At 30.9% G+C, this 24,568-nt stretch carries 18 protein-coding genes; 13 read left to right on the top strand and 5 right to left on the bottom strand.

What is annotated here, in order from left to right:
* Positions 1-101 precede the first annotated feature (101 nt).
* The 6 genes from ACWYN7_RS05985 (at position 102) to leuB (ending at position 7,120) form a co-directional block, all read left to right on the top strand.
* Positions 102-1,253, top strand: coding sequence for a hypothetical protein (locus ACWYN7_RS05985; RefSeq protein ID WP_462858945.1), 1,152 nt, complete (start codon positions 102-104; stop codon positions 1,251-1,253).
* Positions 1,254-1,446: 193 nt separating this feature from the next.
* Positions 1,447-2,094 (top strand): HAD family hydrolase, encoded by a 648-nt coding sequence (locus ACWYN7_RS05980; protein ID WP_462858944.1) that lies wholly within the window; start codon positions 1,447-1,449, stop codon positions 2,092-2,094.
* Positions 2,095-2,302: 208 nt separating this feature from the next.
* Positions 2,303-3,700 carry a 3-isopropylmalate dehydratase large subunit gene (gene leuC / locus ACWYN7_RS05975; RefSeq protein ID WP_462858943.1) on the top strand — a complete coding sequence of 466 codons (1,398 nt, stop codon included), beginning with the start codon at positions 2,303-2,305 and terminating at the stop codon, positions 3,698-3,700.
* A gap of 117 nt (positions 3,701-3,817) precedes the next feature.
* A complete protein-coding gene (gene leuD / locus ACWYN7_RS05970; RefSeq protein ID WP_397445873.1) occupies positions 3,818-4,417 on the top strand; it encodes a 3-isopropylmalate dehydratase small subunit in 600 nt (199 codons plus the stop codon).
* Positions 4,418-4,472: 55 nt separating this feature from the next.
* Positions 4,473-5,993, top strand: coding sequence for an alpha-isopropylmalate synthase regulatory domain-containing protein (locus tag ACWYN7_RS05965; RefSeq protein ID WP_462858942.1), 1,521 nt, complete (start codon positions 4,473-4,475; stop codon positions 5,991-5,993).
* Positions 5,994-6,064: 71 nt separating this feature from the next.
* Positions 6,065-7,120 (top strand): 3-isopropylmalate dehydrogenase, encoded by a 1,056-nt coding sequence (leuB, locus tag ACWYN7_RS05960; RefSeq protein ID WP_462858941.1) that lies wholly within the window; start codon positions 6,065-6,067, stop codon positions 7,118-7,120.
* Positions 7,121-7,225: 105 nt separating this feature from the next.
* Here leuB and ACWYN7_RS05955 read toward each other — a convergent pair whose 3' ends face one another.
* From ACWYN7_RS05955 to ACWYN7_RS05940, 4 genes are all read right to left on the bottom strand, one after another.
* A complete protein-coding gene (locus ACWYN7_RS05955) occupies positions 7,226-8,278 on the bottom strand; it encodes a M28 family metallopeptidase (protein ID WP_462858940.1) in 1,053 nt (350 codons plus the stop codon).
* Between the two features lie 71 nt (positions 8,279-8,349).
* Entirely contained in the window at positions 8,350-9,144 is a 795-nt protein-coding gene (locus ACWYN7_RS05950; RefSeq protein ID WP_462858938.1) for an ABC transporter ATP-binding protein, read from the bottom strand.
* A gap of 22 nt (positions 9,145-9,166) precedes the next feature.
* Positions 9,167-10,195 carry a FecCD family ABC transporter permease gene (locus ACWYN7_RS05945; protein WP_462858937.1) on the bottom strand — a complete coding sequence of 343 codons (1,029 nt, stop codon included), beginning with the start codon at positions 10,193-10,195 and terminating at the stop codon, positions 9,167-9,169.
* A gap of 31 nt (positions 10,196-10,226) precedes the next feature.
* The gene (locus ACWYN7_RS05940) at positions 10,227-10,808 is read right to left on the bottom strand and encodes a non-canonical purine NTP diphosphatase (protein ID WP_462858936.1); all 582 of its coding nucleotides are present in this window, start codon (positions 10,806-10,808) and stop codon (positions 10,227-10,229) included.
* 292 nt (positions 10,809-11,100) lie between these two features.
* On the opposite strand from ACWYN7_RS05940, the gene ACWYN7_RS05935 reads away from it, so the two are divergent.
* Positions 11,101-13,545 (top strand): FAD-dependent oxidoreductase, encoded by a 2,445-nt coding sequence (locus ACWYN7_RS05935; protein WP_462858935.1) that lies wholly within the window; start codon positions 11,101-11,103, stop codon positions 13,543-13,545.
* 107 nt (positions 13,546-13,652) lie between these two features.
* Here ACWYN7_RS05935 and rlmH read toward each other — a convergent pair whose 3' ends face one another.
* Positions 13,653-14,126 (bottom strand): 23S rRNA (pseudouridine(1915)-N(3))-methyltransferase RlmH, encoded by a 474-nt coding sequence (gene rlmH, locus ACWYN7_RS05930; protein WP_459486299.1) that lies wholly within the window; start codon positions 14,124-14,126, stop codon positions 13,653-13,655.
* Between the two features lie 172 nt (positions 14,127-14,298).
* Here rlmH and nadC point away from each other — a divergent pair, with 172 nt between their 5' ends.
* The 6 genes from nadC to ACWYN7_RS05900 all read left to right on the top strand — a co-directional run bounded on the left by nadC (position 14,299) and on the right by ACWYN7_RS05900 (position 24,264).
* A complete protein-coding gene (gene nadC / locus ACWYN7_RS05925; RefSeq protein WP_459486298.1) occupies positions 14,299-15,156 on the top strand; it encodes a carboxylating nicotinate-nucleotide diphosphorylase in 858 nt (285 codons plus the stop codon).
* A gap of 86 nt (positions 15,157-15,242) precedes the next feature.
* Entirely contained in the window at positions 15,243-15,812 is a 570-nt protein-coding gene (locus tag ACWYN7_RS05920) for a pentapeptide repeat-containing protein (protein ID WP_462858934.1), read from the top strand.
* Between the two features lie 64 nt (positions 15,813-15,876).
* A complete protein-coding gene (locus tag ACWYN7_RS05915) occupies positions 15,877-16,824 on the top strand; it encodes a YihY/virulence factor BrkB family protein (RefSeq protein WP_462858933.1) in 948 nt (315 codons plus the stop codon).
* A 112-nt stretch (positions 16,825-16,936) separates the two neighbouring features.
* Complete coding sequence (hisS, locus tag ACWYN7_RS05910; protein ID WP_462858932.1) at positions 16,937-18,301, top strand: histidine--tRNA ligase; 1,365 nt, start codon at positions 16,937-16,939, stop codon at positions 18,299-18,301.
* Between the two features lie 199 nt (positions 18,302-18,500).
* Positions 18,501-19,190, top strand: coding sequence for a GTP cyclohydrolase I FolE (folE, locus tag ACWYN7_RS05905; RefSeq protein ID WP_462858931.1), 690 nt, complete (start codon positions 18,501-18,503; stop codon positions 19,188-19,190).
* A 319-nt stretch (positions 19,191-19,509) separates the two neighbouring features.
* Positions 19,510-24,264, top strand: a complete 4,755-nt coding sequence (locus ACWYN7_RS05900) for a glycosyl hydrolase (RefSeq protein ID WP_462858930.1) — start codon at positions 19,510-19,512, stop codon at positions 24,262-24,264.
* The last annotated feature ends 304 nt before the right edge of the window (positions 24,265-24,568 follow it).

The raw sequence follows: 24,568 nt of genomic DNA, 5'->3' as shown, positions 1-24,568 counted from the left end.
CTTTTCAGGTTTTTGTGTTCTTTGTTAGAGGTTGAGCCTAACACTACTTATTTGTGTAGTTAAGATTAGTTAACTACTTTAGATGACTTTTAAAATTAGAAATGGAATTTGAAAAAAGTGAAATATTAGCGCAACTTAACAGAATAATTTCTGATAAATCTTTTTCTAGGTCTAAGATAAATGTTCGTTTATTAAAATTTTTGGTTGCTTCTACTTTAGAAGAAAAAGAGCTGAAAGAAACCACAATCGGAATTGAGTTTTTTGGCACAAAATACGATCCTGTAAAATTAGATAATAAAGTACGTGTTTATGTATATCATCTTCGTAAAAAATTAGATGAATATTATGCTTTGGCAGATGAAAATCAGATTCGATTTCATATTAAAAAAGGGCAATATAAAGTTCAGTTCGAAAAACATAAAAAAGATACACAAAAATCGAAAGGAGTATTTTTTTGGATTAAAATAATGTTGGCAGTTATTGTTATTTGTGGGATACTTGTATTTAGTTATCAAAAACCGGTTAATGAATTTTGGCAAAGTTTAATGAAAAATAATTTTGCGACTACTGTTATTTTTGGTGATTATTTTACCATAGAAGGACCTACTTTAACTAGTAAAAAAGGAATTATTCGCGATTATGAAATTAATAACGAAATACAATTACAAGAATATTTAGATGAAAATCCTGCTCAGATTGGACTATTAAAAGGCAGTGCACATCATTATTTTAATTGGATGGCTCCTTATGTTAGCAAAAATATTACTGAGTTTTGGGGTAAATATGATTATGATTTTGATATCATCCAGATTTCTGAATGGAACGTAGCACAATTAGAAAAAGCCAACCTTGTATATTTTGGGCAATCAAAATCTATGGGGATTTTAAAGAATATTTTAGAGGAAAATTTTCCTCAGTTTGCTTATAAAAGTCAAAAGCTTTTGTACACAAATCCAAAAACAAAAAAAACAATTGTTTATAATGATGTAGTGACGAAAAACGACAAAATTATAGATTATACAGTGGTTGCTAAAATATCGATTCCTTCTGGTAATGAACTGCGTTTTTTTCTGTCGGATCAAGATTGTGGAGCCATAAGTGCTTTACAGTATTTTACACAAAAAGATTCAGTACAAGCTTTTTATAAGCGACATCAGTTAAATAAAAATCAAGATTTTATAGCTTTATTTAAAGTTTCGGGTTGGAAACGAAAATCTTATGATATGGAGTTTGTTTTGTTAGATAAAAAATAGTTTTCTTTTACCGTTTTTATACTAGATAGAAAATAATTGAAAAACGATAACTAAGAACAAATTCCATCAACTTAAAGTTATTTGTTTCACCTTTTTACATTCATAATAATGTCAATAATTCCATCAAAAAATAAACCTCTAAGCAATAATTATTTTTAGCTTTGTTATGCGATTAAAGCAAAATATATAAAATATGTTTAAAGGAGTAATTTTTGATTTAGATGGTACACTTGTAAATTCTTTAGAAGATATTAGTAATGCAATAAATGTAGTATTAAAACAGCATGGTTTTCCTACGCATAGTGTTGCAGTTTGTCAGAGTTTTATAGGCCATGGATTAAGAGAACTTGTGGTTAAATCTTTGCCTAAAGAGTATCAAAATGAAAAATGGGTAAATCGTTGTTTAGATGAAATGATGATAGAATATCGTGATAATTGTACTGTACATACCAAAATGTTTGATGGGATAAGTGACTTGTTAGATTCGTTAACTGCGCGTGGTATAAAAATGGCAGTGTTTTCTAATAAGGCAGATGAACTTACCAAAAAAGTGGTAAACGATGTAATGCCGAAATGGAATTTTGAAGTTGTGGCTGGTTTAAAAGTAGAAGCCCTAAAAAAACCAAATCCTACAGTTGCAATAGAAATTAGCGAAAAAACAGCAATCGCAGTAGAAGATTTTATTTTTGTTGGTGATACTGATGTAGATATATTTACAGCAAAAAGTGCTGGCATGCATCCTGTAGGTGTAGTTTGGGGGTATAGAAGTAAAGAAGAATTAACGGCAAGTGGCGCAAAGTTTATTTTAGAAAAACCTTTAGATTTAATCAGTATTTTATAGACTAAGAAAGTCAACTGTAAAAAAAATATATCCCATAAAATAAATAGACATCGTATTTTAAAACAATTTAAAGCTTTATAAATCAATGTAATAAGTGTTCATTTAACAGTTGGGTATAATGTTTTATAATGCATTAATCGTAAAATAAACTTCTTAAAATTGTATTTTTGGTAGCTGATTATAAATAAAATCATAAAAACCACTAAAAATGGCAAAAACATTATTTGACAAAGTATGGGATTCGCACGTTGTTCGTCAAGTTAAAGACGGACCAGATGTGTTTTTTATAGATCGTCATTTTATCCACGAAGTTACAAGTCCTGTAGCTTTTTTAGGATTAGAAAGTAGAGGAAACAGTGTAGTATATCCAGAACGCACATTTGCAACTGCAGATCATAATACACCAACTATAAATCAACATTTACCTGTGGCAGATCCTTTATCTGCAAATCAGTTAAATGCCTTAGAAAACAATGCTGCTAAATATGGTATTTCTCACTGGGGTTTAGGTGATGTAAATAACGGAATTGTACACGTTGTTGGGCCAGAAAACGGAATTACCTTACCTGGAGCAACCATTGTTTGTGGAGATTCGCATACATCTACACATGGTGCTTTTGGTGCAATTGCCTTTGGTATTGGTACATCTGAAGTAGAAATGGTATTGTCTACACAATGTATTATGCAACCAAAACCTAAAAAAATGCGTATTAACGTTAATGGTAAATTAGGTTTAGGGGTAACTCCTAAAGATGTTGCTTTATACATCATTTCTAAGCAAACAACTTCTGGAGCTACTGGTTATTTTGTAGAATATGCAGGAGATGTTTTCGAAGACATGACTATGGAAGGACGTATGACTGTGTGTAACTTATCTATTGAGATGGGAGCACGTGGTGGAATGATTGCACCCGATGCTAAAACTTTTGAATATATTAAAGGACGTTCTCAAACTCCTAAAGGAGCAGATTGGGACAAAGCCATGAAATATTGGGAAACTTTATATACTGATGAAGGAGCTGAATTTGATGTAGAATTCAATTACGAAGCTTCAGACATTGAGCCAATGATTACTTATGGTACAAATCCAGGAATGGGAATTGGCGTTACAAAATCGATACCAAAAGCTGAAACTGTAGAAGGTGGTGTAGAGACGTATAAAAAATCTTTAGGTTATATGTCTTTTAACGAAGGCGAAGCAATGATTGGTAAAGAAATCGACTTTGTATTTTTAGGTTCTTGTACTAATGGACGAATTGAAGATTTTAGAGCATTTTGTTCTATTGTAAAAGGACGTAAAAAAGCAGACAATGTTACTGCTTGGTTAGTTCCAGGATCTCATAAAGTGGTAGATCAAATTAAAGCAGAAGGTTTAGATAAAATTATTGATGAGGCAGGTTTTGTGTTAAGAGAACCAGGTTGTTCTGCATGTTTGGCTATGAATGATGATAAAATCCCATCAGGAAAATTATCAGTTTCTACATCAAACAGAAACTTTGAAGGACGTCAAGGACCAGGTTCTAGAACATTATTAGCTTCTCCATTAGTAGCAGCAGCTTCTGCAGTAGAAGGTAAAGTTACAGATCCAAGAACGCTTTTGGTATAGTTTGCAGTTAGCAGTAAGCAGTTTTTCAGTCAAAAACTGATGTTCTGCTAGTGAAATAAAATTTAAAATAATTATAATGACTGCCAACTGAATACTGGCAGACTGAATACTTAAAATATGGCTTACGATAAATTTAATGTATTAACAAGTACAGCATATCCATTACCAACCGAAAATGTAGATACAGATCAAATTATTCCTGCTCGTTTTTTAAAAGCAACTGAGCGTAAAGATTTTGATATCAATTTTTTCCGTGATTGGAGATTTGAACAAGATGGAACACCAAAACCAGATTTTCCATTAAATAAAGAAATTTATGCAGGTTCTAAAATTTTAGTAGGAGGTAGAAACTTCGGTTCTGGTTCTTCTAGAGAGCACGCAGCTTGGTCTGTGTACGATTTTGGTTTACGTTGCGTTATTTCATCAGCATTTGCAGATATTTTTAAAAACAACTGTTTAAATGTTGGAGTTTTACCTGTGCAAGTTTCTCCAGAATTTGCAGATAAATTGTTCGATGCAATTTTTGCAGACCCAAAAACAGAAATAAAAGTAGATTTACCTAATCAAACAGTAACGTTAGTTGCAACTGGTGAGTCTGAGTCTTTTGACATCAATAGCTACAAAAAAGACAATATGTTAAATGGTTTTGATGATATCGATTATTTAAAAAACATCGAAAACGAAATTTCGGCATTTGCTGAAACAAGACCATTTTAGATTTCTCCACAAGGTCGATAACAGATAAATTATTTAGGTTTTCAAAATTGATGAAATGACCCAAAGAGTGATAGAAATAATGGATACGACACTGCGTGATGGAGAACAAACATCAGGAGTGTCGTTTTCAGTTTCCGAAAAACTAACAATTGCTAAATTACTTTTAGAAGAATTAAAAGTAGATCGAATAGAAATTGCATCTGCAAGGGTTTCTGAAGGCGAATTAGAAGCGGTTAAAAAAATTACTTCTTGGGCATCCGAAAATAATTTTTTAGATAAAATAGAAGTATTAACTTTTGTTGATGGTGGAAAATCTATAGATTGGATGATGGCTTCTGGGGCAAAAGTTCAGAATCTGTTAACCAAAGGTTCTTTAAATCATTTAACACATCAACTTAAAAAAACTCCAGAACAACATTTTGCAGATATTAAGGCAACTATTGAGTTAGCTGCTAAAAATAATATTAAAACCAATGTGTATTTAGAAGATTGGTCTAATGGAATGCGTAGTTCTAAAGCATATGTTTTCGAATATTTAGGTTTTTTAACTACTCAAAAAATAGAGCGAGTTTTATTACCAGATACTTTAGGAGTTTTAACTCCAGAAGAAACCTTTAAATTCATAAGTGAGGTTAAAGAAAAGTACCCAAACTTGCCTATCGATTTTCACGGTCATAATGATTATGATTTAGGTGTTGCTAATGTTATGGAAGCTGTAAAAGCGGGTACAAATGGTTTGCATTTAACCATAAATGGGATGGGCGAGCGTGCAGGAAATGCACCTATGGCTAGTGTAATTGCAGTAATTAATGATTTTTTAGAGGATGTAAAAGTAAATACTAACGAAAAGGCTTTAAATAAAGTAAGTAAGTTAGTAGAAACGTTTTCAGGATTTCGAATTCCTGTTAATAAACCTGTTGTTGGGGCAAATGTTTTTACGCAAACTGCAGGTATTCATGCAGATGGAGATAATAAAAACAATCTGTATTTTAACGATTTAATGCCAGAACGTTTTGGAAGAAAACGTAAATACGCTTTAGGGAAGACCTCTGGTAAAGCCAACATTCAGAAAAACTTACAAGATTTAGGTTTAAGTTTAAATGACGAAGAACTTAAAAAAGTTACCCAAAGAATTATAGAATTAGGAGATAAAAAAGAAGTCGTTTCTCAAGATGATTTACCTTATATTATTTCTGATGTTTTAGATTCTGATACCATAGAAAAAAGAATTGTAGTAGAAAATTATGTATTAGGGCACGCAAAAGGAATGAAACCCTCTACAACTTTACAATTAAAAGTAGAAGGAGTTCAATACGAAGCACATGCACAAGGAGATGGACAATTTGATGCGTTTATGAATGCCTTGCGTAAATTATACAAAACACACAGTAAAAAAGATTTACCAGGTTTAATAGATTATGCAGTAAGAATACCTCCTGGAAGTCATTCTGATGCGTTATGTGAAACCATTATCACCTGGAAAGGAGAAAAGAAAGAATTTATAACACGTGGTTTAGATTCAGACCAAACTGTATCAGCAATAAAAGCCACTGAGAAAATGTTGAATATTATATAATAGCTTTTTGCTTTTAGTAATTAGCACTTAGCTAAGAGCCAAAAGCCAAGAGCCAAAAGCCAAAATAAAAAATGAAATTAAACATCGCATTATTAGCAGGAGATGGAATTGGTCCTGAAGTAATAGACCAAGCTGTAAAAGTATCTGATGCAATTGCTAAAAAATTTAATCACGAAATTAATTGGAGACCAGCCTTAACTGGTGCTGCTGCTATTGATGCAGTTGGTGAACCTTATCCAGATGAAACTCACGAAATTTGTGCATCTTCAGATGCTGTATTATTTGGTGCAATTGGGCATCCACGTTTCGATAATGATCCTTCTGCAAAAGTTCGTCCAGAGCAAGGTTTATTAAAAATGCGTAAAAAACTAGGTTTGTTTGCAAATGTAAGACCAACATTTACGTTTCCTTCTTTATTAGATAAATCACCTTTAAAAAGAGAACGAATTGAAGGTACTGATTTGGTGTTTTTACGTGAATTAACTGGAGGAATTTACTTTGGAGAAAAAGGTAGAAGAGAAGAAGGTGAAACTGCTTTTGACAATTGTGTATACACAAGAGCTGAGGTTCAAAGATTAGCAAAAAAAGGTTTTGAATTGGCAATGACACGTGGTAAGAAATTATGTTGTGTAGATAAAGCCAATGTATTAGAAACATCTCGTTTATGGAGAGAAACTGTGCAAGCAATGGAAAAAGATTATCCAGAAGTTGAGGTTTCTTATGAGTTTGTAGATGCTGTTGCAATGAGACTTGTTCAATGGCCAAATAGTTACGATGTTTTAATTACAGAAAACTTATTTGGAGACATTTTAACAGATGAAGCTTCTGTAATTTCTGGTTCTATGGGCTTAATGCCAAGTGCTTCTTTAGGTGCAGAAATTGGTTTATTTGAACCAATTCACGGTTCTTATCCGCAAGCAACAGGATTAAACATTGCAAACCCAATGGCTACAGTGTTATCTGCAGCAATGATGTTTGAAAACTTTGGTTTACAAGCAGAAGGTAAAGCAATTCGTGATGCTGTAAACAGTGCCTTAGATAAAGGTATTGTTACAGAAGATTTAGCAGATGGAGGAAAATCTTATGGTACTAAAGAAGTAGGAGATTGGTTAGCTGAGAATATCTAAACAAATAAATAAGTTCTATACTTAATTTCAAGAACTTTTTAAATATAAAAAAAACCAAGCAATTTAAATTGCTTGGTTTTTTATTTTTAGAAAACAGAGAGTAAACTATTTTGTTTTTTCTTCTTTCTTAACTTCTGCTTTATCAGCAATAATTCTTGTTTCTTTATTGGCAACTTCCCAAGCTGTATGGAAAACCAAACGTGTTCTGTTTTCTAACAATTCGTAGTTAATTTTGTCTGGTGTATCTGTTGGTCTGTGGTAATCTGCATGAGTTCCGTTAAAATAAAAAATAATCGGAATGTTGTGTTTTGCAAAGTTGTAATGATCTGATCTATAGTAAAAACGATTTGGATCATTTTCATCATTATATTTATAATCTAAAGCAATATTTGTGTATTTTTTGTTGATTTCTTCAGACAAATTATGCAATTCTGTACTTAGTTTATCAGAACCAATTAAATATACATAATTAGGATTTTCTTTATGCCTATCATCAGTTCTACCAATCATATCAATATTTAAATCGCAAACTGTATTTGCTAACGGAAAAATTGGATTTTCTGTATAATATTTAGAACCTAATAAACCTTTTTCTTCACCAGTAACGTGTAAAAATAAAATAGAACGTTTTGGGCCTTTGCCTGCATCTGTAGCCATTTTAAAAGCTTCTGCAATTTCTAACATAGCAACAGTTCCAGAACCATCATCATCTGCGCCATTATAGACTTTATCGTCTTTAATACCTTCGTGATCTAAATGTGCAGAAATAACTACAATTTCATCTGGTTTTTCTGTACCTTTTATAAAAGCCAATACATTTTCAGAATCTTTAAATTTTCCACGACGTGTGTTTTTGTTAATCCATTCTGCAGGTACTTCTTGAAAATAATCATCAACTCCAATAGGAGATACGATTCCTTTATTTACGTAAAAGTTCTTTAAATATTCAACCGCTTTTTTCTGTCCTGGTTCTCCAGTTTCTCTTCCTTCAAATTCATCTGAAGCATATGTAAAAAGGTGAGTTCCTAAATCTTTGGCAGTAATGGTTTCTGCGTATTTTGCAGCTTGGTCTACATTTGCATCTTCATTAGAAGCGTCTTTACTAGAACTACAAGCCATAAAAGCAATTGCACTAGCAACGTACAGTATTTTTTTCATCGATTAAAAAATGTGATTAATTTGAATTTATTTGTTACCAAAAGTAATAAAAAGTAACAGCGAAATCAAAATTAAGACTTGTTTATAATAAATTGCTCTAACTTTTTGTTAAAATTAACGATGTCTTTTGGAAACAAATTATCAAAAGCTTCATGTTTTATGAGTGCTGCAGGGGTAGCAGAATGTATTTTAGAATCTGTGAATAAGACAATTTCATCAGCAAATTTAATACACAAATTTACTTCATGCGATGATAAAATAATGGTTTTAGAAGTTTCTTTGACCAGTTTTTTTAATAGGTCGAAAATTTTAATGGTATGATGCAAATCTAAATGCGCAGTGGGTTCGTCTAAAATAATAATATCAGTGTCTTGTGCTAAAGCTCTAGCAATTAGTGCTCGTTGTAATTGGCCATCACTCAATTCATAAAAAAACTTTTCTTTTAGGTGATCAATTTCTGTTTGATAAATTGCCCAGTTTATTTTTTTTAAGTCATTTTCTGAAAGTTTATCAATCCAATTGGTATAAGGTTGTCTGCCTAAAGCAATCAACTCAAAAACCGTAATTTGACTTTCTGGTAATCGTTCTGTTAAAACTAAACTTAAAACTGTAGAAAGCTCTTTGTTTGTAAAGGTGTTAATATTTTTTTGGTTGATAAAAACCTCGCCTTTTAATGCTTTTTGAACTTTAGAAATTGTTCTTAATAAAGTTGATTTACCTATTCCGTTTTTACCTAAAACCGCAACCAATTTTCCTTTTTCAATAGCAATATCAATCTTAGACGCTACAATATTTTGCGACTTTTTATTCTGATAACCTATGCTTAGATTTTCGGTTTTTAAGATGATATTTTTAAGATGTTTCAAGGTTTGTTGCTTTATTACTAGATTATATATAAATCTTCTTTTTTCTAACTAACAACCAAATAACAACAGGTGCCCCAAAAAGCGATGTTATTGCATTAATGGGTAGCGTAAATTCGCTTGTTGGTAATTGAGCAATAGCATCGCAAATTAATAAAATAATAGCGCCCAAAATGGCTACAGCTGGTATTAATATTTTATGATTTGATGTCGTAAAAAACATTCTTGTAATATGAGGTACAGCCAAACCCACAAAAGCTATTGGGCCAGAAAAAGCAGTAATAACACCAGTTAACAAGCTAGTAATTAACAGGATAATATTTCTGCTTTTTTTAATGTTAATGCCTAAACTCTTGGCGTAATTTTCGCCCAATAAAAAGCTGTTTAAAGGTTTTATAATTGTTAGTGTTGCAAGAATTCCAATACTATAAATAATAGAAAAAACTAAAATTTCATTCCAACTTAAATTCCCTAAACTACCAAAACTCCAGAATAAATATTGCTGAATTTGCTCTGCCTCAGAAAAGTAAGCCAATACACTAATTACTGCAGAAGTTAAAGACCCAAACATTAAACCAATAATTAAAATTGACATTGTATTTCTAACCTTATTTGCGGCTATAATTACTGCAGATAATACTAAAAAAGCGCCTAAACTAGCAGCAATTGGTAAAGACCAATTAGATACAGTATTGGTTAATAAAAATCCTCCAAAAACAGAAGAACCTAAAATTAAAATAGCAACACCTAAACTCGCTCCAGAAGAAATACCCAATACAAATGGACCAGCTAGTGGATTTCTAAATAACGTTTGCATTAACAAACCACAAATAGACAAACCAGAACCTACTAAAATTGCAGTTATTGCTTTTGGTAATCTAAAATTTAAAATAATTATTTCCCAACTTTCTTTGGATGAAAAACTACCTATAAAAATTTTAAAAATATCTTGAAAAGGAATAGAAACTGAACCCAAGCTAATATTTACAAAAAACAAGAATATCAGTAATACTGATAATATGATAAAGTGTTTTGTGTAAGATTTGTTTTTCATGTAAGACTTCTAGATTTCAAATCAATGAAACCTATTTTTTATAATCAGATAAAAAAGCGACTAATTTCTGAATGGCAATTCCTCTATGAGAAATTTTGTTTTTTTCTTCAGAACTCATTTCTGCAAAAGACAAATTGTATCCTTCAGGTTTAAAAATTGGGTCGTAACCAAAACCTTTTTCACCTTGTTTTTCGGTTAAAATATCGCCTTTGCAAATGCCTTCAAAAAGAAATTTTTCATCATTTAAATTTAAAGCAACAGCAGTTCTAAATTGTGCTTTTCTATTTTCTTTAGCTTGTAATTCTGATAATAATTTTTGCATATTATTTTCAGAATTTGCAGGTTCACCAGCAAAACGTGCAGAATAAACTCCTGGTTTTCCTCCTAAACTTTCAACTTCTAAACCTGTATCATCAGCAAAACAATTGTAACCAAATTTATGAGTAATATAATCTGCTTTTAATTTGGCATTGCCTTCTAAAGTTGTTTCAGTTTCATCAATTTCATCAAAACAATTTATGTCTTTTAAACTCAATAATTCTATAGATTTTGGCAGCATTTTCTGAACTTCAGCCAATTTGTTAAGGTTGTTGGTAGCAAATACGAGTTTCATTATTTTGAATTACAAAGTTTCAATACAACAAAGTTACAAAGTTTTTAAGGTTTGAAAGTAACAAAAGAGGAGAGTTTAAAACGACAGTTTTTAATAAAATTTTGAACGGATATTTAATTTAAAAAATGACAAAAATCATTGATTTAATCACATTTATATTTTGAAAATAAAAATGGCTGTACCTTAAGCTATATGTGATATTTGTTACAGATAAAAGCTTTAGAAGTTTGTTAATTTGTAGTGTAAATAAGTCACTAAATTTTGAGTTAAACTCAATATAATTTATAAAAACATGAAGTATATTATTGTAGGAGGAGTTGCTGGTGGAGCAACAACTGCAGCTCGTTTAAGAAGAATAGATGAAAAAGCAGAAATAATTATTGTAGAAAAAGGTTCGCACATTTCTTACGCAAATTGTGGATTACCTTATTACATTGGTGGCGTTATAAAAGATAGAAGCAAGCTTTTAGTGCAAACACCAGAAAGTTTTAATGCCCGTTTTAACATTGATATTCGCATACATTCAGAAATAATTTCTGTGAATTCTGACAATAAAAGTGTTGAAATTAAAAAAACACAAACTGGCGAAGTTTATAAAGAAACTTACGATAAATTAATTTTATCTCCAGGTGCTTCTGCTATTAAACCTCCAATTCCTGGTATTAATTCGCCAAACATTTTTACGTTACGTAATGTAGATGATACCGATAAAATTAAAGCTTTTGTAGATGATTCTAAACCAAGAAGAGCAATTGTAGTTGGTGCAGGGTTTATTGGTTTAGAAATGGCAGAAAATTTACATCATATTGGTGTTAAGGTAACTGTTGTAGAAGCTGCAAGTCAAGTTATGAATATGATGGATAGTGAAATTGCAGCACCAATTCATCAACATTTTAAAGAAAAGAATGTTGGTTTGTTTTTAGAAGATGCTGTAAAAGAGTTTAAACCCAATGGAGATTTAATTGATGTTCATTTGGCAAGTGAACGCGTAATTTCTGCCGATTTTATCATCTTATCTATAGGTGTAAAACCAGATATTTCTTTGGCAAAATCTGCAGGAATTAAAATTGGTGAAGCAGGTGGTATTTGGGTAGATGAGTATTTGCAAACATCAAAAAAAGATATTTATGCAGTGGGCGATGCTATCGAGTTTCCTCATCCTATAACAGGCAAACCAAGTTTGGCATTTTTAGCAGGACCTGCAAATAAACAAGGTCGAATTTTAGCTGATAATATGGTGTATGGCCATAAAAGAAAATATTTAGGTTCAATTGGCACAGCTATCGCAAAAGTGTTTGATTTATCAGCAGGAATTGTAGGACTTACACATCGTGGTTTAAAAGCTTTGGGTAGAAAACACGAAAGTACAATTGTTTACGGTGGTTCTCACGCTAGTTATTATCCAGGTGCTATGCAAATGGTGTTAAAAATTAGTTTTGATCCTGATAATGGAAAATTATTAGGAGGACAAATTGTAGGTTATAAAGGAGTTGATAAACGATTAGATTTGTTAGCAACAACCATTAAAAATGGCGGAACAATTTATGATTTACAAGAAATAGAACATGCTTATGCACCACCTTTTAGTTCTGCAAAAGACCCAGTAAATCAGGCTGGTTTTAATGCAGAAAATATTATTAAAGGCTTGTTTAAACCACTTTCTCCTTATCAATTTAAGAAAAGAGGTATTACAGATTCTTTTGTGTTAGATGTAAGAACTAAAGAAGAATATGATTTAGGTTCTATTGATGGAGCATTAAATATTAATGTAGATGATTTAAGAAATCATTTAAAAAAGATACCTAAGGATAAAAAAATAATGATTTATTGTGGTGTTGGTTTGCGTGGTTATGTGGCTACAAGAATTTTACGTCAGAATGGTTATGATGATGTTTATAACCTTTCTGGTGGATTAAAAGTCTACAAACAAGCAATGGCAGAACAGTCTAATCCTATTTTTTTTGATGATATAATCGAAGAAAAAACAGAAACACCTGTTACTCCTTTTAGTATAAAAACCATAGAAGTAGATGCTTGTGGTTTACAATGTCCTGGTCCTATTTTAAAATTAAAAGAGAATATTGAAGGAATTTTAGATGGAGACCAAATGGAAGTTACAGCTACAGATCCAGGTTTTTATAGTGATGTAGAATCTTGGTGCAAGGTTACTGGAAACAAATTAATTAAAAGAGAACATAACCAAGGAGAAGTAAAAGCAATAATTGAAAAAGCTAAAAAAGAAGTTTCAAGTGATTTAAAAATTACATCAGACCATAAAACAATTGTTGTTTTTAGTGATGATTTAGATAAAGCTTTGGCTTCTTTTGTAATTGCAAATGGTGCCTCTAGTATGGGTAAAAAAGTAACAATGTTTTTTACTTTTTGGGGTTTAAATGTTATTAAAGATGCTAACAAACCAAAAGTAAAAAAAGATACCATGGGCAATATGTTTAGCAAAATGATGCCAAGTCATGCAGGAGAATTAAGACTTTCTAATATGAACATGGCAGGTATGGGACGTTTAATGATGAAATGGAGAATGAAAGATAAACACGTAGATGCTTTAGAAACAATGATACAGATTGCACAAGAAAGTGGTATAAATATGATTGCTTGCCAAATGAGTATGGATATTATGGGAGTAGATAAAACTGAATTAATACCAGGTGTAAAAATAGGAGGTGTTGCTAATTATTTAGAAGAAGCAGAACAATCTAATTTAAACTTATTTGTATAAAATAGCATTTAAAAATTGAGAGTAAAAATTAAGAAGTCTGTTTTGATGATAGAAATCAAATAAGGCTTCTTTTTTTTAAAAATTATAATGATGCTAGTTCATTTTAATTATTCGTGATGATAAGGTTCATTCTTTAAAATCGTAAAACCTCTGTATAATTGTTCAACAATAAATAAACGAATCATTTGATGGGAAAACGTCATTTTAGATAATGATATTTTACCAACAGATTTTTTATACACCGCTTCAGAAAAACCATAAGGACCACCAATTACTAAAACCAATTGCTTAATTCCAGAATTCATTTTCTTTTGTAAATATTTAGAAAATTCTATAGATGTAAAATGTTTTCCTTTGTCATCTAACAAAATTAATTGATCTGTATTTTGGAGTTTGGCTAAAATTAAATTTCCTTCTTTTTCTTTTTGCTGAACTTCGCTTAAATTCTTTACATTTTTAATATCAGGTATAATTTCGAGTTCAAACTTAATATAGTGTTTTAATCGATTTTGATATTCATCAATCAATTGAATTAAATGTTTGTTGTCGGTTTTACCTATGGCCAGAAGTTTAATTTTCATTAGTTTTTAGGTTTGTCACTTCGAGTAATTTTCGATTTTATGAGAAAATTGTATCGAGAAGTTCACTATAATTGTTCTCGATACAAATTTATTCGTTTTCACTCATTAAATTCACTCGAACTGACAAAAAGTTAAAAAATCATTGCTATTTTTACATCAGAAACACGAAAAAATGATATCAAAAGAACAATTTCAGAACGAATTAGATTTAATTATCAAAAATGCTTTAAGAGAAGATATTGGAGATGGAGATCATACTTCACTTTCTTGTATTCCTGCAGAAGCAGAAGGTAAAGCAAAATTGTTGGTAAAAGAAGACGGAATTATAGCTGGTGTGGAATTTGCCAAACTTGTTTTTAAATATGTTGATGCAGATTTACAAGTAGAAACTTTTATAAACGATGGTGATGAAGTTAAATATGGAGATATTGTTTTTCATGTTGCTGGTAAATCGCAATCCATTTTAATGGCAGAACGTTTGGTGTTAAATGCAATGCAAAGAATGAGTGCAATTGCAACCAAAACTGCATATTTTGCAAACTTGCTAAAAGGTACAAAAACCAAAGTTTTAGATACCAGAAAAACCACTCCAGGAATTAGAGCTCTAGAAAAATGGGCAGTAAAAATTGGAGGTGGAGAAAATCATAGATTTGCGTTGTATGACATGGTAATGATTAAAGACAATCACATTGATTTTGCAGGTGGAATTACAGCAGCCATTACAAAAACTAAAAAATATTTAGCGGATAATAATATTGATATAAAAATTATTGTGGAAGCTAGAAGTTTAGAAGAAATTGAAGAAATTTTATCTGTTGATGGAGTTTACAGAATTTTAATAGATAATTTTAATTACGAAGATACTAGAAAAGCGGTGGCTTTAATTGGTGATAAATGCTTAACAGAATCTTCTGGAGGAATTAACGAAGACACCATTAGAGAATACGCAGAATGTGGTGTAGATTTTATTTCATCTGGTGCTTTAACACATTCGGTTTATAATATGGATTTAAGTTTAAAAGCGCTTTAAGAAGTTCTGAGTTTAAAATTTAAAGTTGAATCCTTGAACTAAAGCCCAACTTTGAATTTTGAACTTTAAATAATGAATTATAAAGCATGAACAATTATTTTGATAGCGAAGAATACTCCAAAATTGATTTTACAAAATCAAAAATAAAAAAAGGAGAATATGACAATTGTACATTTACCAATTGTAATTTCGAAAGTATTCACGCATCAAATATTCAGTTTCTAGAATGCGAATTTATCGATTGTAATTTTAGCAATACAATACTAAAAGACACCGCTTTTAAAGATGTGAATTTTAGCAACTGTAAAATGTTGGGCGTAAAATTCAATGAATGCGATCCTTTTTTATTGCAATTTTCTTTTAAAGATTGTTTGTTAAATTTTGCATCTTTTTATCAATTAAAAATTCAAAATACAAGATTTATAAATTGTAACTTAGAAGAAACGGATTTTACAGCATCTAATTTAACGAGTTCATTTTTTGATAATTGCGATTTAAAAAACACAATTTTTGATAGAACATCACTAGAAAAAGTAGATTTTAGAACCGCATTTAATTTTAAAATACGTCCAGAAGAAAATAGTTTAAAAGGTGCCAAGTTTAGTAAAGAAAATGTAGCAGGTTTGCTATCGAGTTATAAGATTATTATAGAATAACTCAAGGTTATAATTCAGTAGCTTTTAAACTTTGTTACTCTGTAACTTAGAAACTTAAAAAAAAATGTCAAAAGAAATAGAAGCCAAACTAAATAAAATACCAATTATTAATAAGTTGGTTGCATTCGGAAAAAAAATAAAAATTCCGGGTTTAGTGGGTATGTCTTTGTATGATGTTTTAGAATTGTATGTCATTGGAATCATTCAAGGCGCATTAACCACAAGAGCAGGAGGAATTGCTTTTAGTTTTTTTATGGCCGTTTTTCCATTTATGCTATTTATTTTAACCTTAATTCCTTACATCCCTATAGACGGTTTTCAAGAAGGTTTGTTCTCTTTTATTAAAGATGTTTTGCCTCCTCAAACTTTTGATGCTGTAAATTTGGTAATTGGCGATATTATCAACAATCAATATGGAGGTTTACTTTCCTTCGGATTTTTACTATCTATTTTTCTAATGACCAATGGAATTAACGCCATTTTTGGTGGCTTCGAATATTCGTATCACATTACAGAATTCAGAAATGTTTTTCGATCGTATTTTGTGGCTTTAGGGGTTTCTTTATTAATCTCGGTTTTCTTAATATCAACTGTTATTTTGGTAATATTATACCAGTTTGCATTAACTAAGATTGATGAAATTGGTTGGCTAAATACCTCAGACTTAAATCTATTTTATTATGGTAGAGGTTTACTGTTTGTGTTGATGATTTTTATAATTGTTTCACTACTATTTAGGTATGGAACAAAACAAGGAAAAGAAATACGGTTTTTCTCTGCAGGCGCTGTTTTAACTACAGTTGTTTCAATTTTCACTTTCTATTTATTCGGAATTTACGTATTAAAATTTGCGCAATACAATCAATTGTATGGTTCTATTGGTACACTTTTAATTTTGATGCTTTTTGTTTGGTTAAATTCCATTATTTTATTGTTGGGTTTTGAATTAAATGCCTCTTTGCACAAGTTAAAAAGGATAAATAAAACCTTTATATCACGTAATAAATTATAAGTTTTTCACGATATTTGCGCTCTTAATTTTACAATTACAAAATCATAATTACGAATTTTAGGTTTTAGTGATTTGATCATTAATTAAAATTTCGTAATTCATAATTATTTATATGAAACCAAGCATCCCAAAAGGAACTAGAGATTTTTCGCCAACAGAAGTTGCCAATCGTACATACATTATGAACACGATTAAAACTGCTTTCGAAACTTTCGGATTTCAACCTATAGAAACTCCGAGTTTTGAAAATTCATCAACTTTAATGGGGAAATATGGAGAAGAAGGAGATCGCCTGATTTTTAAAATTTTAAATTCTGGGGATTTTCTAAAAAAGGCTGATGAAAAATTATTAGCTGAAAAAGAAAGTACCAAGGTTACAGCGCAAATTTCAGAAAAAGCATTGCGTTACGATTTAACTGTTCCGTTTGCAAGATATGTAGTACAACATCAAAATGAAATTACATTTCCTTTTAAAAGATATCAAGTACAACCAGTTTGGAGAGCAGACAGACCGCAAAAAGGACGTTTTAGAGAATTTTATCAATGTGATGCTGATGTTGTGGGTAGTAAATCGCTTTGGCAAGAAGTAGAGTTTATTAAATTATACGATACTGTTTTTACTCAATTAGGTTTAGAAAAAACGACTATTAAAATCAATAACAGAAAAATACTTTCGGGTATTGCAGAGGTTATTGGCGCCCAAGATAAATTGATCGATTTTACTGTAGCTTTAGACAAGTTAGATAAAATTGGTCAAGAAAAAGTAGAAGCAGAAATGATATCCAAAGGTATTTCTGAAGAAGCGATTCAAAAAGTACAATCTTTATTTTCTTTTGATGGCACTAATAAAGAGAATTTAGATGCTTTAGCAGCAATGTTACAATTATCTGAAGAAGGATTGCAAGGTGTACAAGAATTAAGATTTGTAATCAATGCAATTTCAGAATTGGGTTTACAATCTGCTAAATTAGAATTGGATGTAACTTTAGCAAGAGGATTAAATTATTACACAGGCGCAATTTTTGAAGTGTCTGCTCCAGAAGGTGTAAAAATGGGTTCTATTGGTGGTGGGGGTAGATATGATGATTTAACAGGAATTTTTGGTTTAAAAGATGTTTCTGGTGTAGGAATTTCTTTTGGATTGGATAGAATTTACTTGGTTTTAGAAGAGTTAGGTTTGTTTAAATCTGTTGATTTGCCAAAACCAAAGGTATTGTTTATCAATTTTGGTGATGCAGAAGCTTTGTATTCTATGAAAGCCATTGCTGCTTTAAGAACTCAAAATATAAAATCTGAATTGTATCCTGATGCTGCAAAAATGAAAAAACAAATGAATTATGCTAACAAACGCGAAATTGAATTTGTTGTAATTGTGGGTTCTCAAGAAATTGAAAAACAAGAATATACTTTAAAAAATATGGTTTCTGGATCGCAAACAAAATGTTCGTTATCAGAATTAATAGACCAATTAAAATAGTTATACAACATATATAGATTGATGGATAACATCAACAAAAACTTTAAGGATTTACAGAATAGTTAGAAACAGGGTTTTATAAAACTGTTTTTGAAGAAGTTTTTAGTTATCAAGAATTATTCTGTTATAACGATAATTGATGTAAAAACGATTATAATACGTTGCAAACACGTAAATTTGCACTTTAATATAGATTGAAATGTTTGAATTGAGCAGCAAAATGAATGACGAAAGAATAGAAGAAATTGGTGAAAATCACATTGGTACATCAGCAAAAACTCCTTTAAGAGCAGATGCTTTTGATATTACAAATGAAGAAAAAATCAATAGAATTCAAGAAAGTGTTAAAGATATTTTAAACACTTTAGGAATGGATTTAACAGACGATAGCTTAAAAGGAACTCCTAAAAGAGTAGCTAAAGCTTTTGTAAATGAGATTTTTATGGGCTTAGACCCAAAAAATAAACCCAAAGCATCTACATTCGATAATAACTACAATTATGGTGAAATGTTAGTAGAGAAAAACATTGTTGTATATTCTACTTGCGAGCATCATTTATTACCAATTATTGGTAGAGCTCATGTGGCTTATATTTCTGATGGTAAGGTAATTGGGTTATCAAAAATGAATAGAATTGTAGAGTATTTTTCTAAAAGACCACAGGTACAAGAGCGTTTAACAATGCAAGTTGTACAAGCTATGCAAGAAGCTTTAGGTACAGAAAATGTTGCTTGTGTTATCGATGCAAAACATTTATGTGTAAATTCTAGAGGAATAAAAGATATTGAAAGTTCTACAGTAACTGCAGAGTTTGGTGGTAAATTTAAAGAAAGTGAAACCAAAAGAGAATTTTTAGATTACTTAAAATTAGATACAGATTTTGATTAAATCAATAATTTTTTAGCAAATAAAATTTATAATATTTAAAATCCGTTTAGAAATTTCTAAACGGATTTTTTTTTGCTTAATAGTAGCTCATTTTTATTTTTGTATGGTTGATGTATAGTCGATATTTAATGAGTTAATTCCTTAAATTTTCTATTTATCGTTACAAATCACTTTTATAATTAAGGTATTTGTAAATATTATGGCATATTTTTAATATTCTCCTTATTTTTTAAATATATTTATATTGTTGTGTTTTTGTATTGTTGTGTTTTATGAAATGCAATCTTAATAAAGATAGCTTTACATAAAACTCAAAAATATGTTCATAAAATTAAGAATTAAATTATTAAAGTTGTTTTTATTTGTATTTACTGCAACTTTATTTTCTCAAACTACACAAGTAGGTAGTGGAAGCTACACAAAAACGTTTCCAGGTACAGATATTGCTGGTAGAAATGGTTTTCCTTCAGGTTCTCCTCAATTAACTGGTAATGCTTTAGGCAAGCCTGTACCTACCAATGATTGGTGGTCTAAATTGGTAAAAGAAAATCATGCAGATAATTTATTCAATTACCCATTAACAATGAAAACCACAAACACAGGTTTAATTGTAACTTATATTCCTTGGGGTGTTATTGGCGATTCTTCTCCAATAGAAGTTGGTTTGCAAGGTTTGTCTACAGACAGAGCTACAGTTTCTGATTATTCAGATTGGACAGTTACAATGAATTGGAAAGATGCTGACAATGAAATGAATGTAACTTCTGGTATTGGAATGCCATTTTTATATTATGAAAAAGATACTGATGATGTTGTAGAAATTAAAGTAAACTCTGGATCAACAACCATAATCAACGAACAATTAATTGTAGAAAATGCATCTAATGGACAAGATTTTGTGTTTTATGCACCTTCAGGAAGTTCTTGGATTCAATCTGGCAACACATATACATCTACCTTAAATGGAAAAACCTATTGGTCTATGGCCATGTTACCTCAAAATACAGGTATTGTAACAGCTGTAGCATCTGACTTAGAAAAATATGCTTTTGTATTTCCTACAAATACCATAACTTCTTGGAGTTATAACGAAAACACATCAAAAATAAACACAACTTTTTCGGTTACAACAGCCGTAAAAGAAGGTACAAATACAAATATGTTGTTGGGTTTATTGCCTCATCAATGGTATAACACAAGTTCTAATGCGCCTGTAAATAGTGTCTATTCTTACACTTCAGTTAGAGGAGAATTAAAAATGTTAGAAGGCAATAGTTTTGAAGTAGAAAATACGTTTAAAGGTATTTTACCAACGATTCCTTATCTAGCAAATTACAGTACTGGTTTTAGTCCTTCTGAATTAGAAGAAAAAATTGCTCAGATAGAAAACGATGGTTTATCAACTTGGACAGATTCTTACAACGAAGGTCAAATGTTAAATCGTTTAATTCAAACTGCTAGAATTGCAGATCAAACAGGTAATATTACAGCAAGAGATAAAATGATTGCTACTGTTAAAGAACGTTTAGAAGATTGGTTAACTTACGAATCTGGCGAAAAAGCATTTCTATTTTATTACAACAATACTTGGTCTGCACTATTGGGTTATCCTTCAGGTCATGGGCAAGACACTAACATAAACGATCATCATTTTCATTGGGGATATTTTATTCACGCAGCAGCTTTTATGGAACAATTTGAACCTGGTTGGGCTACAAAATGGGGTGCAATGATTAACACCTTAATTAGTGATGCAGCTTCTATGGATAGAAATGATGATTTATTTCCGTTTTTAAGAAATTTTAGTCCTTATGCAGGGCATAGCTGGGCAAATGGTTTTGCAAGTTTTCCTCAAGGTAATGATCAAGAATCAACCTCAGAAAGTATGCAATTTGCTTCTTCTTTAATTCATTGGGGTGCAATTACAGAAAACGATGCTATTAGAGATTTAGGAATTTACATTTACACCACAGAACAAACAGCTGTAGAAGAATATTGGTTTGATATGTATGATAGAAATTTTGCCAATAATCAACAATACAGTTTGGTTTCTAGGGTTTGGGGAAATTCTTACGATAATGGAACTTTTTGGACAGCAGACATTGCAGCATCTTATGGTATAGAATTATATCCCATTCATGGTGGTTCTTTTTATTTAGGTCACAACCAAGAATATGCTAAAAAATTATGGACAGAAATTTCACAAAATACGGGTGTTTTAACTCAAGAAAACAATGACAATTTATGGCACGATACGTATTGGAAATATTTATCAATGTCTAATCCGCAAGAAGCTGTAAATCTCTACAATGCTTATGCTGATAGAAATTTAAAATTTGGTATTTCTGATGCTCAAACCTATCACTGGTTACATTCTGTTAATGCTTTAGGTGTTGTAGATGCATCAATTACAGCTAATTATCCTATTGCTGCAGCTTTTAAACAAAATGATGAAATTACTTATGTTGCTCACAATTATTCAGATGCACAAATTGTGGTTACTTTTTCTGACGGATTTCAGTTAACTGTGCCAGCAAATCAAATGAAAACCAGCAGAGACGTAGATGTTTTTGGTGAATTAAGTTCAGATTTTACACAAGCTTTTCCTAATGGAAGCATAAATTTATCTGCAACTGTTACAGGAAATGCGGTTACTAAAGTTGCCTTTTTTGATGGCATAACTTTTCTAGGTGATGACACAACAGCTCCATACGAATTTAAAGCAGAAAACTTAACTCTAGGAGTTCACGGTTTTTATGCAAAAGTTTTTGTTGATAACGAATTTAATTTAACCAACAATGTAAGTGTGCAAGTAGGTGAGCAGGTTTCTTATTTAGGAAGTCCGCATGTAATTCCTGGTGAAATTGAAGCTGGTTTTTATGATAAATTTGAAGGTGGAATTGGGCAAAATATTGCTTATGTAGATACTTCTATTGGTAATAATGGGGATTTTAGAACAGAAGAAAATATTGATGCTGTTATTGTAAATGGAGAAGGTGCAACTGTGGGTTGGAATGGAGCAGGAGAGTGGATGGAGTATACTGTAGATGTGAAAACTGCAGGTATTTACGATTTAAGTTTTAGATACGCTTCTGGTAACCAAAATGGTGGTGGGCCTTTTTATTTTGAGGTTGATGGTATTAAAATAAGTCCTGATATTACTGTTGCTTATACTTCAGATTGGGATGTTTGGCAAACCAAAACTGTAACAGATATTCAACTGACTAAAGGTGAAAATATATTGCGTTTGTTTATAGAAAATGGTGAGTTTAATTTAGGTAAAATGACGTTTACTTACAAAGATGCTTTGCCTTTTATGCCTCCTGTAGCCATTGCTGGTAGCAATGTTTCTGTTGTTTCACCAAATACAACTGCAAGTTTAGATGGTTCTGCAAGTAATGATCCAGAAGGAGAAACAATCACTTTTAATTGGGAACAAATTTATGGCCCAACAATTATTTCTTTTAATGATAAAACAATTGCCTCACCAACAGCTAGTAACTTAATAAATGGAGTATACAAATGTAAATTAACAGTTAGTGATGGCACGTATGCTGATAGTGATGAAGTGCTTATTTTGGTTTCTGATGGAGGTAATATAAATCCTACAATTTCAATTACAGCTCCAAGTACAAATACATCTTACAAACAAGGAGAAGGGATAACAATAACAACAACTGCAAATGATTTAGATGGTTCAGTTGATCTAGTAGAATTTTATGCGGGTGCAACAAAATTAGGAGAAGATGCAACAGCGCCTTTTAGTTTTACTTGGTCTGATGCAAGCTTAGGAACGCATCAAATTACAGCAATTGCAACAGATAATTTAGGAGCAACAACAACATCCGAAGAAATTAGTATTATGGTTTCTGAAGAAAAATCATGTGTAGAAATTTCATCAGAAGCTCAACAAGGTGCTTTTTCTGAAGGTTATGAAGTAACTTTCGAAACGATTGGTACAAGTGTAACCATAACTTTTAAATTGTTAGATACTGATAAAGTTGGTGTTGTAGCGTATTTATGGCAACAAAATCCATTTATTGAATCTGAATTTGATCAAACAGATGGTTTAAGTTTTTCGAAAACAATCAGTGGATTAACTTTAGGGCAAACCATAAGTTATGGATGTAAATTTGCTTATTCAGGTGGTTTGTCTGCTACAACATATTTCGATTATGTTGTGGGTAGTAGTTGTACAGGTAGTACTTCTGATACAATTGCACCAGAAAATTTTACGGCCACTTTAGGTACAATCACAGGAAATTCTGTAGAATTATTGTTAAACGCAACAGATAATTCTGGTAAAGTGGTTTATGAAGTTACGTATAACAACAATACAGTTTCTGAAAATGGCGATTCTGGAGTTCAAAAATCTATGGTTATCACAGGTTTAAATCCTGAAACTTTATACTCTTTTAGTGTTGCTGCAAAAGATCTTTCTGGTAATGAAGCTGCTAATAATTCAATAGAACTGCAAGCTACAACTACTTCAGATACCAATTCAGAATGTGCAGGAACTTTTAATGAAGCTGTACAAGGTGCATTTTCTTTAGGATATAATTATGAGTTTACCACAAACGGAACAGATGTAACTTTTACTTTTGAATTATTAGATACAGACAAATCAGGAGTAGTTGCATACTTATGGAAACAATCTCCATTTATAGAAACTCAAATGGATTTGGTTTCTGGTAAGAAATTTACCAAAACAATAAGTGGTTTTACAAATGGCGAAACTATTAATTATGCTTGTAAATTTGCTTTTGCTGGTGGTTTGGCTGTAACAAAATATTTTTCTTACAAAGTTGGTAATACATGTACTTTAAATACAGAAAATAATGGGTTAGTAGCATCTTTGGAGTTTTATCCAAATCCGGTTAAAAATATTCTAAATGTAAAATCGAAAACTTTACAAGTTTCTAAAATTGAAATTTACTCAGTATTAGGTAAAAAGATGAAAGTATTTACTGCAAATCTTACAAAAATTGATATAGAAGATTTATCCAATGGTTTGTATTTGATAAAAGTTTTTGCTGATGATGTAAGTTATACAACAAAGTTTATCAAAGAATAAAGCTTAATTATAATTTAATAAAAAAAACCGTTTAGAAATTTCTAAACGGTTTTTTTGTTTTTATGGTACTAAACCAAAAAGTGTGTAAGTAAAGTTATTCTGAAATTTTTCTAGAGCAATATTTCAATTGCTCAATGAGGAAAAATTTCGGAAATAACTTTACGATAAAATAATCATTAAATTTATAAACACACTTTTATTTATGAAACCAGAAGATTTATTAAACAACAAAGACTTTTTAAAACAATTTAAAACAGGTTCAGAACTGACCAGTTTTATAGAACAGCTTCACAAACGAGGAGTT

Source organism: Polaribacter sp. M10 (assembly GCF_054968445.1).
This window is presented reverse-complemented; position numbering and strand designations above follow the sequence as displayed.

Excerpts from the sequence above, each read along its gene's own strand:
- ACWYN7_RS05985 (WP_462858945.1), top strand. The coding sequence starts at position 102 with ATGGAATTTGAAAAAAGTGAAATATTAGCGCAACTTAACAGAATAATT.
- ACWYN7_RS05980 (WP_462858944.1), top strand. The coding sequence starts at position 1,447 with ATGTTTAAAGGAGTAATTTTTGATTTAGATGGTACACTTGTAAATTCT.
- leuC (WP_462858943.1), top strand. The coding sequence starts at position 2,303 with ATGGCAAAAACATTATTTGACAAAGTATGGGATTCGCACGTTGTTCGT.
- leuD (WP_397445873.1), top strand. The coding sequence starts at position 3,818 with ATGGCTTACGATAAATTTAATGTATTAACAAGTACAGCATATCCATTA.
- ACWYN7_RS05965 (WP_462858942.1), top strand. The coding sequence starts at position 4,473 with ATGACCCAAAGAGTGATAGAAATAATGGATACGACACTGCGTGATGGA.
- leuB (WP_462858941.1), top strand. The coding sequence starts at position 6,065 with ATGAAATTAAACATCGCATTATTAGCAGGAGATGGAATTGGTCCTGAA.
- ACWYN7_RS05955 (WP_462858940.1), bottom strand. The coding sequence starts at position 8,278 with ATGAAAAAAATACTGTACGTTGCTAGTGCAATTGCTTTTATGGCTTGT.
- ACWYN7_RS05945 (WP_462858937.1), bottom strand. The coding sequence starts at position 10,195 with ATGAAAAACAAATCTTACACAAAACACTTTATCATATTATCAGTATTA.
- ACWYN7_RS05940 (WP_462858936.1), bottom strand. The coding sequence starts at position 10,808 with ATGAAACTCGTATTTGCTACCAACAACCTTAACAAATTGGCTGAAGTT.
- ACWYN7_RS05935 (WP_462858935.1), top strand. The coding sequence starts at position 11,101 with ATGAAGTATATTATTGTAGGAGGAGTTGCTGGTGGAGCAACAACTGCA.
- rlmH (WP_459486299.1), bottom strand. The coding sequence starts at position 14,126 with ATGAAAATTAAACTTCTGGCCATAGGTAAAACCGACAACAAACATTTA.
- nadC (WP_459486298.1), top strand. The coding sequence starts at position 14,299 with ATGATATCAAAAGAACAATTTCAGAACGAATTAGATTTAATTATCAAA.
- ACWYN7_RS05920 (WP_462858934.1), top strand. The coding sequence starts at position 15,243 with ATGAACAATTATTTTGATAGCGAAGAATACTCCAAAATTGATTTTACA.
- ACWYN7_RS05915 (WP_462858933.1), top strand. The coding sequence starts at position 15,877 with ATGTCAAAAGAAATAGAAGCCAAACTAAATAAAATACCAATTATTAAT.
- hisS (WP_462858932.1), top strand. The coding sequence starts at position 16,937 with ATGAAACCAAGCATCCCAAAAGGAACTAGAGATTTTTCGCCAACAGAA.
- folE (WP_462858931.1), top strand. The coding sequence starts at position 18,501 with ATGTTTGAATTGAGCAGCAAAATGAATGACGAAAGAATAGAAGAAATT.
- ACWYN7_RS05900 (WP_462858930.1), top strand. The coding sequence starts at position 19,510 with ATGTTCATAAAATTAAGAATTAAATTATTAAAGTTGTTTTTATTTGTA.